We start from the raw sequence: 12,886 nt of genomic DNA on the forward strand, positions 1-12,886 counted from the left end.
GCGCAGGCGCTGCCCGCCGCCCCGCGGGGCCCGCCGCCTGGTCCGATGTAAAGGACGGGCTGGGCGAGCTCTTCCACAAGAGTCTCGTCAACCGCATGGAGGTCTGGCGCAAGGGGCGGCAGGCCGCCTCGGTGCCCCTGCTGGTGCTGGCCGTGCTCCTGCTCTTCTTCTTTTGGGAGATCGCGGCGGTGCTGGCCGTCGGCCTGGCGCTGGGCTTCCGCTACCGCCTCTCCGGCCCCTTTCTGGAGGGGAAAGAGGTCCGTGGACTGACCGCCGCCCTGCGCCGGGCCCTGGACCGCCTTGGAGACCGGCTGCGCCGGCGATGATGAAGCATAAAAAGGAGGTCTGCCCCATGGCGGAACGGATCTTGCTGGTGGAAGACGAGGAAAAGCTCTCCCGGATGGTGGAGCTGGAGCTGCGGTATGAGGGCTACGAGGTGGAGAAAGCCTTTGACGGACGGACGGGCCTGGACCGGGCCCTCACCGGGGACTTCGACCTCATCCTGCTGGACATCATGCTCCCCGCCCTCTCGGGGATGGAGGTCCTCCGGCGGCTGCGGAGGGAGCGGCAGACGCCGGTCATCCTGCTCACCGCCCGGGACACGGTGGTGGACAAGGTCTCCGGCCTGGACGCCGGGGCCGACGACTATGTGACCAAGCCCTTTGCCATCGAGGAGCTGCTGGCCCGTATCCGGGCCGCCCTGCGCAAGCGCCCCGCCGCCCCGGCGGAGGTCCCCCGGCTCACCTGCGGCAGCCTGGTCATGGACGTGGAGCGCCACGAGGTGGCGGTCTCCGGAACGCCGGTGGAGCTCACCCGGCGGGAGTTCGACCTGCTGCGCTACCTGTTGGAGAACAAGGAGAAGGTCATCTCCCGGGAATCCCTGCTGGACAACGTGTGGGGCTTTGACTTCGCCGGGGAGACCAACGCCGTGGACGTCTACATCCGCTTCCTCCGCTCCAAGATCGACGAGCGCTTCGGCGTGAAGATCATCCACACCGTCCGGGGCGTGGGCTACGTCATCCGGGAGGAGGGCTGAGGGCCCGGCAACAGACAGGAAAGGAGGGGCTTGCATGGCCTCCAGACCCGAGCAGGACCGGGGCGGCATCCGCTCCTCCATCGTCCTGCGGCTCAACCTGCGGCTGTTCCTCCGGCTGCTGGGCATCTATCTCACCACCGACCTGCTGCTGCTGGCACTCTCCTGGGGCGGGCTGCTGCTGTGGTGTGACCGCCAGTGCGGGGAGATCGCCCAGCTGGTGGCGGAGCGGGGCGTCCCCTCCGCCGAGGCCACCGCGTGGATGTCAGCCGGGGACTACACCATCTCCGCCCTGGAAGCTCCGCCGCCGGAGTACGGGCTGCGCATCGGCGGCTTCCTGCTACCCATGGTCCTGGGCCCGCAGGCCCTGCCGGAGGAGGAAGAGGCTCTGCGGGTCCTCACCCTGGGAGAGGAATCCCTTTTCTTCGGCCTGTGGACGGCCCACCCTGGCCGTGGGGCCGCCTACACCCTCTCCCTGCCCAACGCCGGGACCCCTTACGCCATCACCCTGGCCCTGGAGCAGCCGGTGGACCTCATGGCCTTCGCCGGGCGCGTTCTGCTGGTCTGCCAGCTGTTCAGCCTCCTCCTCAACCTGCTCCGAAACGCCGGGCTCATCAAAAAGACCCTCCGGCCCATCCAGGAGCTGGCGGCGGCGGCCACCCGGCTGGGGAGCGCCCCGCCCTCCATGTCGGCCAGTGAGCTCTCTGCCCTGGCCGGGCGTCTGGACGAGATCAACGCCACCCATCTGGACAAGCGCATCCCGGTCTCCGGCACCCAGAAGGAGCTGCGGGACCTGGCCCAGGCCATCAACGCCATGCTGGACCGGCTGGGGGCGGCCTACCGCGCCCAGATGCGCTTCGTCTCCGACGCCTCCCACGAGCTGCGCACCCCCATCGCCGTCATCCAGGGCTATGCCAGCCTGCTGGACCGCTGGGGGAAGGACGACCCCGCCACCCGTCAGGAGGCCATCGACGCCATCCGGGGGGAGGCCGAGTCCATGAAGGAGCTGGTGGAGCAGCTTCTCTTCCTGGCCAGGGGCGACAACGACACCATGCAGGTGGAGCTGGCCAACTTCGACCTCACCGAGGTGGCCGCCCAGGTCTTCAAGGAGACCGAGATGATCGACCAGACCCACCCCTTCACCGCCCGCTGGGGGCGGATACCGGTGCCGGTCCACGCCGACCTGGGGCTCATCAAGCAGTGTGTCCGGGTGCTGGTGGACAACAGCATCAAGTACACCCCCGACGGCGGGGAGATCACCCTTTCCCTGGAGACGGCGGGGAACACCGCCCGCCTGTCGGTCCAGGACGAGGGGGACGGCATCGACGCCGAGCGCCTGCCCCACATCTTCGAGCGTTTCTACCGGGCCGACCAGTCCCGGGACCGGAAGACCGGCGGCACCGGCCTGGGTCTGGCCATCGCCCAGACCATCGCCGAGCGGCACGGCGGCTGGCTGGAGGTCCTATCCCGCAGGGGGGTGGGCACCCGCATGACTCTGGTGCTCCCCCTGGCCAGTCTGCCCGGCGGCGAGGGGTGAGGCCCCCTTTGACAGGCATTTTCCGTCTGGCTCTAGGCGTTGCGGCAACGGAGGGGATACCCCCTCCGTTTTTTTCGTGAAAAGCGATATATTGACTTCACTTGATTCTCTGATACAATATGTAGTGCGCGTTTTCGGGAGGGCGCCGCCCCTCCCCACCATATAAACTCAGAACGAAAGAGGAGACGACTGACTATGCCGATCAGCGAGAACGCCCGCGCGGTCCTGGAGCGCCGCTATTTGATCCGGGACGAGCAGGGCCAGCCCACCGAGACCGTGGAGGAGCTTTTCCGCCGGGTGGCGGACGCCATTGCCGCCGCCGACGCCCGCTTTGACCCCCAGGCCGACACCGCCGCCACGTCCGACGCCTTTTACCAGCTGATGACCAGCCTGGACTTCCTGCCCAACTCCCCCACCCTGATGAACGCCGGCCGGCCTCTGGGACAGCTCTCCGCCTGCTTCGTGCTGCCGGTGGCCGACTCTATGGAGGACATCTTCGACGCCATCAAGAACGCCGCCCTCATCCACAAGTCGGGCGGCGGCACCGGCTTCTCCTTCTCCCGGCTCCGGGCCAAGGGCTCCACGGTGAACTCCACCGGCGGCGTGGCCAGCGGCCCCATCTCCTTCATGAAGGTCTTCAACGCCGCCACCGAGGCGGTGAAGCAGGGCGGCACCCGCCGGGGGGCCAACATGGGCATCCTCCGGGTGGACCACCCCGACATCATGGACTTCATCGCCTGCAAGAACGACACCAAGGAGATCACCAACTTCAACATCTCCGTGGGGCTCACCGAGGCTTTTATGGCGGCGGTGGAGTCCGGTGGGGAGTACGAGCTGGTGGACCCCGCCTCCAAAAAGGTCACTGGCCGGCTGAGCGCCCGGGCGGTCTTCGAGTCCATTGTGGACTCGGCCTGGCGCACCGGTGAGCCGGGCATCATCTTCCTGGACCGGCTCAACCGGGACAACCCCTGCCCCGCCCAGGGGGAGATCGAGTCCACCAACCCCTGCGGCGAGCAGCCGCTGCTGCCCTACGAGGCGTGCAACCTGGGCTCCATCAACCTGGTCAACCACCTGAAAAAGACCCCCGACGGCTACGCCCTGGACCGGGAGAAGCTGACGGAGACCATCCGCACCGCCGTCCACTTCCTGGACAACGTCATCGAGGTCAACCAGTACCCCCTGCCTGAGATCGACCAGGTCACCAAGCTGACCCGGAAGATCGGCCTGGGCGTCATGGGCTTTGCCGACATGCTCCTCTATCTGGACATCCCCTACAACTCCGACGCGGGCGTGGCCATGGCCCGGGAGGTCATGGAGCTGGTCCAGACCATCGGCCATCGGGCCAGCGAGGATCTGGCCGCCGTCCGCGGGCCCTTCCCCCTGTTCGGCGAGAGCATCTACAAGGACGGCAGGCCCCTGCGCAACGCCACCGTCACCACCATTGCCCCCACCGGCACCCTGTCTATCATCGCCGGCGTGTCCAGCGGCGTGGAGCCGGTCTTCGCCTACGCCTACATCCGCAACGTCATGGACAGCACCCACCTCATCGAGACCAACGGCATCCTCAAGGAGGAGCTCACCCGCCGGGGTCTCTACAACGACGCGCTGATGCAGTCTGTGGTGGAGCAGGGCACCCTGGCCCATGTGGAGGGCGTCCCCGAGGACATGAAGCAGGTCTTCGTCTGCGCCCACGACGTCTCCCCCATCTGGCATGTGAAGATGCAGGCCGCCTTCCAGGAATTCACCGACAACGCCGTGAGCAAGACGGTGAACTTCCCCAACGCCGCCACCAAGGAGGAGGTGGCCGAGGTCTACCGTCTGGCCTACGAGCTGGGCTGCAAGGGCACCACCATCTACCGGGACGGCAGCCGGGACGAGCAGGTCCTCAACATCGGCAAGGTCAACGATGGGAAGGCCGGCGACAGCAAGGCCGACAGCTCCCTGCCCGACCATGTGGAGAAGCTGCTGGAGTCCAGCTGTGATTCCACCGCCTGTCTGCTGCGCAACGGCTCCATCCTGCCCCGCCCCCGGCCCGACGTCACCATGGGCTACACCGAGAAGGTGAAAATCGGCTGCGGCAAGCTCTTCATCACCGTCAACTATGACGAGCAGGGCATCTGTGAGGTCTTCACCAACACCGGCCGGGCCGGAGGCTGCCCCTCCCAGTCGGAGGCCACCGCCCGCCTGGTGTCCATCGCCCTGCGGGCCGGCGTGGACAGCGGCGAGATCATCACCCAGCTCAAGGGCATCCGCTGCCCCTCCTGCCTGCGGCAGCCTGGGGTGCCGGTGACCTCCTGCCCCGACGCCATCGCCAAGGCCATCGAGAAGGTGATGAAGGCGTCCCAGAAGAACACCATCCCCCCCTGTCCCCCCGCGGACCACACCCCTGCCGCCCCCGCTCAGCCCGTCCTCCGGCCCGGCGTACCCCAGGGCCCCCGCCCCGACATGACCCCCGCCGAGGCCAAGCTGGCCAAGTTCTGCCCCGAGTGCGGCAGCCCTCTGGAGCATGAGGGCGGCTGCGTCACCTGCCGGAACTGCGGCTACTCCAAGTGCGGCTGAGTCCCCCAGCTCTTTTCCATGACAAAAGGCGTGGAGCCACAAGCTCCACGCCTTTTTGCATGCTCATGCTTCTTTTTTCCGGTCCAGCTCCTCCAGATGGGCCTTGAGGACCTGATTGATATAGCTGGACAGGGAGCGGTCGTCCCCCTCGGCCAGGGTCTGGACCCGCTCCAGCACCGGACCGTCCAGCGTCAAACTTACCTTTTCTTTCAACGGTTTCATCCTATCACCAAGGATAAGATAGCATCTTATGATATAAAATATTGACGAATCCTACCTAATCGCTTATAATCCTACTTAGGTGATGAGTATGTATTCCAACGATCTGGAAGAAGCCTTTTCCAATTTCCTGGACCGGCATGAGTACGACGACGCAGAGGCCGCCCTCTTTTCCATGGTGCGGCTGGCCTTTGTGGCGGGCTGGCGGGCGGCGGGCGGGACGCCGCCCCAGTCCGAGCGCATCTACGAGCTGCTCCCGCCCTTCAAAAAGTCCCCGGAGGACCCTGCCCCATCCCCTTAAAACCGATATTGAGAAAAACAAAAGCCCGGCGGAGCAACTGCTCCGCCGGGCCATTTTGCACTTACAGGACATTTTACAAAACAATGAGACCGTACTCCCGCTTCAGCCGCTCCAGCACCTCGGGCTCCAGCTCGGCGGTGCCGTCGTAGAAGGCCCGGCCCTGGTAGGCCCGGAGGGCCGCCTCCATGAGCTCGGGCACGTCGGACCACAGGCACAGGGCGTCCCGGACGGCGTACTGCTCCTCGGCGAAGATGGCCACGTCGTCCTCCTCCAGGATGGCGATGCGCAGAGCCCCCACCGGGCGCTCCTCCTCGGCCTCCAGAATCTCCTCCATGAGGTCGGGGCCGCACTCGATGGTATCCCCCACGTCCACGTCGGGGGTGATGAACCGGGCCTCCTTCTCGCTGGCGCAGGGGATGACATCGGGGTCCTTCACCACCGGGGGGAAGGATGCAAAGTCAATGCCGGCCATGGCCTGCCGGATGGCGGCGATGTGGCCGGGATGGGTCCCGCAGCAGCCGCCGAAGATGCGCACCCCCGCCGCCGCCCAGCTGGGCACCCGGCGGGCAAAGCCCTCCGCGTCGTCGGGGTAGACCAGCCGGCCCCCCTCCTCCCGCGCCTCGCCGGCGGAGGGCTCGGCGATGAGGGGCATATCGGTGTAGAGGTGGAGCCGGGTCAGCTGCTCCTCGGCCACCGCCGGGTCCACGCAGTTGAGCCCGAAGGCAGTCGCCCCCATGCCCTGCATGACGATGGCGCAGGCCAGCACGTCGGTGCCGGTGGGGGTCCGCCCCTCGTCGTCGCAGTAGCAGGTCACCAGAATGGGCCTGTCCCCGCCCCCGGCCTTTCGGATGCCCAGCACCGCCGCACGGGCCTCGGCCATGGCCTGGACGCTCTCCACCAGAAAGAGGTCCACCCCCGCCGACAGCAGCACCGCCGCCTGCCGGGCGTAGAGGTCCACCAGCTCCTCAAAGGGGGTCTCCCCATAGGGCGGGATGGCCTTCCCCGTGGGACCCAGGTCCCCGGCCACCAGGGCCTTTCCCTCCGCCGCCTGGCGGGTCAGGGCGGTCAGCCGCCGGTTGTAGTCCTCCATCTGCTCCGAAAGGCCGAAGGGCTCCAGCGCGCCCTCGTTGCACCCGATGGTGGGGGTGACCAGCACATTGGCCCCGGCGCTTACATAGGCCCGCTGGAGCTCCAGCAGGACCTCCGGGTGCTCCAGGGCCCACCGCTCGGTGCAGACGCCGGCGGGCATGCCCCGCTTTTGCAGCTCGGTGCCGGTGGCGCCGTCCATCAAAAGGGGCAGGGACAGGGATAGGGGTATGGGCTCCATAAAATACAGTTCCTCCTCAGTGTGGCCGCCGGAGCGGCCTTTGCTCGCACTCAGTATACCATAGCTCCGGCGGAAAAGGCAAGGGACCCGGTGCAAAGTCCCCCATTTCCCCGCCCTAGCTTGTATTCCATCGCCTTCCGTGTTATCCTGTCTATACCAGTTTTCCGCTTTATGCGGATAGAAGAGAGGGGAATTTTATGCGAACACATTTGCTCCGTCATCTCCTGCCCCTGGCCCTGGTGCTGGGCCTGCTGACCGCCCCGGCCTCCGCTGCCGACGCCCCCGACCCCTGGGCCGCTGGGGAGGTAGCTCTGGCGGCAGAGCTGGGCCTGGTGCCCGACGACCTCCAGAGCCGCTATACCGACGACATCACCCGGGCGGAGTTCTGCCGTCTGGCGGTGATCTGCCTGAATGAGGCCGCCCGGGTCAACGGCTGGAGCTTTTCCCCCGCCCCAGCCTCCTTTGACGACACCGATGACCCCGATGTCCTCACCGCCGCCGGCCTGGGCATCGTCAGCGGAGACGGCCAGGGCAGCTTTCTCCCGGAAAAGGGCATCACCCGGCAGGAGGCCGCCGTCATGCTCTGCAATACCCTGACCGCCATGGGGGCCCCCATCGCCCCCAAGGGGGCGGTCTTCACCGACCAGGACGCCATCGCCCCCTGGGCCAGGGACGCGGTCTCCTCCATCGTGGGCTGGGGCGTGATGAACGGCGCCGGCGGCGGCGCCTTCGCCCCCCAGGGCTCCTACTCCCGGCAGCAGGCTTATGTGACCATGTACCGGCTGCTGAGCAGCGTCTACATGCAGATGGAGTCTTACAGCTACACCCTCCAGCCCGGCGAGGTGCTGGAGACCGGCTGTCACTATGCCACCGGGGCCGACTCCGCCCACTGGACCTCCAGTGACCCCGCCGTGGCGGCGGTGGCGGAGGACCCCGGCAACGGCGCGGTCTCCATCCGGGCCGTCGCCCCCGGCAGCGCCGTCCTGACCTGCCGCAGCGGGGACTTTCAGCTCAAGTGTACCGTCTCTGTGGCCGCCCCCGCCGCCCCTGCCACCGAAGCCGACTTCAAGGGAACGGCCCGGACCCACTACCCCAACGACATGGCCTGGGACCTCTGCCGGCAGCTGGAGTCCGACATCGGCATCCAGATCTTCTACCTCCCTGAGTTCAACGACGGCGTCCCCGGCGCTCAGGTCAGCCACGCCACCTTTGACTATGTGACCCTGGATTCCGCCTATTTCCAGTCGGTCTACAACGCCCTCACCCAGATGAAGGCGGCCTTTGACCTCTACCCCGACGGCTTCCTCCGGCAGGTGGTGGCCGCAAAGGGAAATCGGACCACTGAGATCGTTCTTTTCCCCGCCGATATGATCTTTTTTGACGGTACCCCCGTCAGTGTGATGATGTCCGGCAGCTTCTCCAACAGCGGCGGCTTCTCCGGCCAGCACGTCTATGACGAGTCGGGCATGAGGATCGACCGCATCTACTACACCGGCAACGGCTCCCCCTATGAGTACAGCCACGAGATGGGGCACATGGTGGTCTCCTCCGCCATGATCGCCAACGGCTGGACCGACTCCTGCAACCGGTGGGTGAGCTTCAGTTCCTCCGACGCCGACTTCGTCTCCTCCTACGCCATGACCAGCCGTCCGGAGGATTTCGCCGAGACCTGGGCCTATCTGTGGCACTACCGGGACCAGGTGGAGGCGCAGCTGGCCTCCGGCGCCGCCCAAGGGCTGCGGAGCAAGATCGCCTTCCTCACCCAGGTCCTCACCGCCCATTACCCCGCCGCCACCCGGGAGAGTCTTCCCTGGGCCCATCTGGTCTGAGGGCGGAACTGAGCAGCAAAAAATGTCCGGCGCCTTTGGCGCCGGACATTTTTTCATGTAAAGGCAGAGTGTTACGCGGCGGGACGGACCAGAACTTCCTCGGTGCTGCCCAGCATGATGGACTTCTCGCTGGGACGGAGCTCGCCGGTGTTCTCGTTGCGGCCCTGGAGCACGAAGCGGGCGTCAGGATCGCCGATGGTCTGGGCGGCCTGGTTGGAGCCCTCCCAGATGGGATCGCTGCTGGGCTTGCGGTAGCGGTTGAAGATGACGCCCAGAACGGTGTCGCCCTCGTCCATCCAGTCGGTCATCATGTTCCAGTCGCCGGCGCTGTCGCCGAAGACCATCAGAGGACCAACGCCGTCATACTTGGGGGCGATGAAGTTGGTGATGATGGTGCTCTTGCCGGGGCCCTGGGTCTGGGCGTACTTGCCCTCGCCGCCCCAGTCGTAGTTATACTCGTTGATGTAGCGGCCATCCTCGCCCAGCTTGTTTCTCATGGCGAAGACATTCTCCTCGGGGACGCCATAGCCCATGGCCTCATTGGCGGCCAGGATGGTGTCGATGGGGGAGGCGGAGATGATGTAGACGTCGATGCCGTTGGCGCGCAGGGTGGCGTACAGGTCCTTGAGCTCATCGGTGAAGGTGAGGCCGGTGATGAAGCTGGCGGAGACAATGCCGCTCTCGCCGGGCAGCTCGATGGGGGAGGTCCAGGTCTCCTCCGCATAGCGGCCGTAGGAGGCCCAGTACTTGTGGGAGGCAGTGGCCAGCTCCTGCACCTCATCGGGAGTCATGCCGGTGAAGAGGTAGGTGACCCAGGGATAGGAGACGGCGTGATCGAAGAAATCGCCCAGGTTGTTATACATGAAGCGCACCTTGGCGGCGAAATCCTGATACTGGTTGGTGGCGTGGATGTAGTCCAGGTCGAACTTGCCGCCGGCGCCGAAGCCCTCGTAGTTCTCGTAGAGCCAGGCGTAGTCGCTGGAGATGTCAGCGGCCAGGGTGGCGGGGGTGATGGTCTTGCCGTCGATGCTCTTGCCCATCTCCTTGTTCAGGTCGGGGATGCCGGTCTCCAGGACCTCGGTCATCTCCTTGGGGTCGATCTTGAAGATGAGGTTCTCGATCTGGTAGACCAGCAGGGCCTCCTGTACGTCAAAAATGACGGAGGTGTTGTCGAAGTCGAACACCACATATCTGCCGCTGTTGGCGTTCTCGTCGATCACGGCCTGGATGCGGGCCCGGGTGGTGGGCGCCCAGTTGCCGGTGATGAGCTGGGTGGGGTCGGGCTTATAGTGGGCGGTGGTATCGATGGCGGCGGTGTCGGTGGCAGCGTCCCAGCTGAGACCGAAGTCCAGGTTGGAGGCGAAGTCACGGAGCTTGAAGTAGTTGTTGCCATTATCGATGTTATACGCCTCTACCTCCACGGCCTGCCCATCCACGGTCACCTTGGTGGTGGCGGGGGTCACGGACAGCGCGGCAAAGGCGGTGGACATACCGAGACCCAGGGCGAAAACCAGACCGAGGGCCAGCAGCTTTGTGCTCTTACGATTTTTCATCTATGCTTTCCTCCCGATGTTCAGATTCATGGATGCTCTGTTCGGCGCACAGCGCCGGCGAGGGATGATTTGCTTCCCAACACCACTCCTTCCTGGTAAAGGCAATTTGATGATACCACGAGCACGCTTTTTTTTGCAACGCCCCCCACTCTTTTCTCCGAACAGTCTAATTTCGCACACGACATTTTATATATTTTCAACAACAATATCGCCGTATTCCCTCTCTTTTCATGGCAAGCATGCTCAATAAATTGAAAATAGGGCGCTTCGGACTCAGTCCGAAGCGCCCTGCGTGCTCATCTTACATTTTCTCAGGGGCGGCGACGCCCAGCAGTTCCAGACCGGCGGCAATGACGGCCCGGGTGGTGTCGGCCAGCTTGAGGCGGGCGTCCCGAAGGGCGGGCTCGTCCACCATGCACCGGCAGGTGTTGTAGAAGCGGTGGAAGCTACCGGAGAGCTCCACCAGATAGCGGTTGATCCTGGAGGGGTCGTAGTCCCGGGCGGCCAGCCGGATCTCCTCGGGCAGCTCGGAGAGGGCCTTCAGCAGGGCCTTCTCCTCCGGCTCCTGGAGGAGGGTGGCGTCCACCTCGGCGGCGGCGGGAACGGCAACGCCCTCCTCGGCCATCTTCCGCACCATGGAGCAGATGCGCGCGTGGGCATACTGGACGTAGTACACCGGGTTGTCGGAGTCCTCCCGGACGGCCAGGTCCAGGTCGAAGTCCAGAGGGGAGGTGGAGGACCGGGAGTTGAAGAAGTACCGGGCGGCGTCCACGCTGATCTCGTCCAGCAGATCGTGGAGGGCAATGGCCTTGCCGGAGCGCTTGGACATGCGGACGGGCTGGCCGTCCTGGAGGAGGTTGACCAGCTGCATGAGCACCACCACCAGCCGGTGGGAGCCGTCCAGGCCCAGGCCGTCCAGGGCGGCCTGGAGCCGGGCCACATGGCCGTGGTGGTCGGCGCCCCAGATGTTGATGGCCTTCTGGAAGCCGCGCTTCTCCAACTTGTTGCGGTGGTAGGCGATGTCGGCGGCAAAGTAGGTGTAGAAGCCGTTGGCCCGGCGGAGCACGTCGTCCTTCAGGTCCAGCTTGTCCACCTGCTCCTGGGTCTTGCCCTCGGCCATATACTTCTTCTTGAGCAGCTCGGTGGTGTTGAGCCACAGGGCCCCGTCCTTCTCATAGGTCCAGCCCTTCTCGCTGAGCATGCCCACGGTCTCGGCCACATAGCCGCTCTCGTGGAGCTCGGACTCCAGGAACCACTGGTCGTACACGATCTTGTACCGGCGCAGGTCGCTCTCCATCTTGGGGATGTTGACGGACAGGCCGAATTTGGCCATGGCCTCCTGGCGATCGGCCTCGGGCTTGTCCAGCCAGCCGTCGCCCTCCTTGTCCCGAAACGCCTGGGCCAGCTCTTTGATGTCCTCGCCGTGATAGCCGTCCTCCGGGAAGGGGAACTTCTCCTCCCCCAGAATGAGCTGGTGATAGCGGGCGTCGATGGAGACGGCAAACTTGTGGATCTGGTTGCCGGCGTCGTTGACGTAGAACTCCTTCCAGACGTCGCAGCCGGCCATGGAGAGGACGTTGGCCAGGGTGTCGCCCAGCACGCCGCCACGGGCGTTGCCCATGTGCATGGGGCCGGTGGGGTTGGCGGAGACGAACTCCACCATGACCTTCTCCCCGTGGCCCACGTCGCTCTGACCGTAGCGATTCCCCTCGGCCTCCACATCGGCCATGATCTGGCCGTACCACTTGGGGCCCAGGGTGAAATTGAGGAAGCCGGGGCCGGCGATCTCCGCCTTCTGGAAGAAGCTGCCCTCCAGCTCCAGGTTGTCGCAGATGATCTGGGCGATGGCCCTGGGGGCCATGTGCATGGCCTTGGCCCCCGCCATGGCAAAGGAGGAGGCGTAGTCGCCGTGGGAGACGTCCTTGGGGATCTCCACAGAGCCCTTTACCTCCAGCCCGCCGGGGAGCTGCCCCGCCTGGGCCGCCTTTTCATAAGCCTGTCTGGTAAGAACGGCCACCTGATCCTTGGCGGCCTGGATAAGATTCGCCATATGCTTCCTTCACCTTTCTCTTTTCATCGGGAAAGCGCTGTACGCTTTCCGGGGGACCCCATTCTTTCATAAAATCCGCTCCGCCTGGAAGCAGAGCCGGGGAAAAGCGGATTCTTCGCTCCGCTCAGAATGACGCACAGAATGCATCAGAGCGACGTGGACCGCAGCATTTCACAGTTTTCCTTCCCCGTCATTCTGAGGCCGAAGGCCGAAGAATCCATCATTCCCGTCCTGTACTCACTGGACCAGGATGGGCTCCTTCTCGCGCACATCGATGTGGAACAGATTTTCTCCCGCCACCGCGTGGTCGATCGCCCCTGGAGCACCCGGTGCTCCGGGGACCCCTTCAAAATTTCACTTCCTCGGCGGGAGTGAATCCCGCCTGCGGCAAGGTCCCGCCAAAGGCGGGACACTTGGACGGGCCTGACGGCCCGCGGCCCTCACGGGCCCATCGAGATCGACCCTCACTGGACCAGGA

The 12,886-nt window shown here is 65.3% G+C and carries 10 protein-coding genes and 1 pseudogene; 7 read left to right on the forward strand and 4 right to left on the reverse strand.

The window, feature by feature from the left end; all coding sequences use genetic code 11:
• The 4 genes and pseudogenes from Q0Y09_RS07555 to Q0Y09_RS07570 form a co-directional block, all read left to right on the forward strand.
• A pseudogene (locus tag Q0Y09_RS07555) lies at positions 1-326 on the forward strand (hypothetical protein); the annotation flags it as partial.
• Positions 327-352: 26 nt separating this feature from the next.
• The gene (locus tag Q0Y09_RS07560) at positions 353-1,036 is read left to right on the forward strand and encodes a response regulator transcription factor (protein WP_297719933.1); all 684 of its coding nucleotides are present in this window, start codon (positions 353-355) and stop codon (positions 1,034-1,036) included.
• Between the two features lie 34 nt (positions 1,037-1,070).
• Positions 1,071-2,570: a HAMP domain-containing sensor histidine kinase gene (locus Q0Y09_RS07565; protein ID WP_297719935.1), complete on the forward strand. Its 1,500-nt coding sequence runs from the start codon at positions 1,071-1,073 to the stop codon at positions 2,568-2,570.
• A gap of 189 nt (positions 2,571-2,759) precedes the next feature.
• Positions 2,760-5,129 (forward strand): vitamin B12-dependent ribonucleotide reductase, encoded by a 2,370-nt coding sequence (locus Q0Y09_RS07570; protein ID WP_297719951.1) that lies wholly within the window; start codon positions 2,760-2,762, stop codon positions 5,127-5,129.
• Between the two features lie 63 nt (positions 5,130-5,192).
• Here the strand turns inward: Q0Y09_RS07570 and Q0Y09_RS07575 are convergent, their stop codons facing one another.
• Positions 5,193-5,351, reverse strand: a complete 159-nt coding sequence (locus tag Q0Y09_RS07575) for a toxin-antitoxin system protein (RefSeq protein ID WP_297719937.1) — start codon at positions 5,349-5,351, stop codon at positions 5,193-5,195.
• Positions 5,352-5,433: 82 nt separating this feature from the next.
• Between Q0Y09_RS07575 and Q0Y09_RS07580 the strand changes: the two genes are divergently transcribed.
• Positions 5,434-5,649 carry a hypothetical protein gene (locus Q0Y09_RS07580; protein WP_297719939.1) on the forward strand — a complete coding sequence of 72 codons (216 nt, stop codon included), beginning with the start codon at positions 5,434-5,436 and terminating at the stop codon, positions 5,647-5,649.
• A gap of 73 nt (positions 5,650-5,722) precedes the next feature.
• Here the strand turns inward: Q0Y09_RS07580 and Q0Y09_RS07585 are convergent, their stop codons facing one another.
• Entirely contained in the window at positions 5,723-6,976 is a 1,254-nt protein-coding gene (locus tag Q0Y09_RS07585) for a homocysteine S-methyltransferase family protein (RefSeq protein WP_297719941.1), read from the reverse strand.
• 209 nt (positions 6,977-7,185) lie between these two features.
• Between Q0Y09_RS07585 and Q0Y09_RS07590 the strand changes: the two genes are divergently transcribed.
• Positions 7,186-8,805: an S-layer homology domain-containing protein gene (locus Q0Y09_RS07590; protein WP_297719943.1), complete on the forward strand. Its 1,620-nt coding sequence runs from the start codon at positions 7,186-7,188 to the stop codon at positions 8,803-8,805.
• Between the two features lie 71 nt (positions 8,806-8,876).
• Here the strand turns inward: Q0Y09_RS07590 and Q0Y09_RS07595 are convergent, their stop codons facing one another.
• Positions 8,877-10,358 (reverse strand): haloacid dehalogenase-like hydrolase, encoded by a 1,482-nt coding sequence (locus Q0Y09_RS07595; protein WP_297719945.1) that lies wholly within the window; start codon positions 10,356-10,358, stop codon positions 8,877-8,879.
• A gap of 301 nt (positions 10,359-10,659) precedes the next feature.
• Positions 10,660-12,408, reverse strand: a complete 1,749-nt coding sequence (argS, locus tag Q0Y09_RS07600) for an arginine--tRNA ligase (protein WP_297719947.1) — start codon at positions 12,406-12,408, stop codon at positions 10,660-10,662.
• A 129-nt stretch (positions 12,409-12,537) separates the two neighbouring features.
• Between argS and Q0Y09_RS07605 the strand changes: the two genes are divergently transcribed.
• Positions 12,538-12,783, forward strand: a complete 246-nt coding sequence (locus Q0Y09_RS07605) for a hypothetical protein (protein ID WP_297719949.1) — start codon at positions 12,538-12,540, stop codon at positions 12,781-12,783.
• Positions 12,784-12,886: the final 103 nt, after the last annotated feature.

The sequence above is a fragment of the Intestinimonas sp. genome, from assembly GCF_026169115.1.
Lineage (GTDB): Bacteria > Bacillota > Clostridia > Oscillospirales > Oscillospiraceae > Intestinimonas.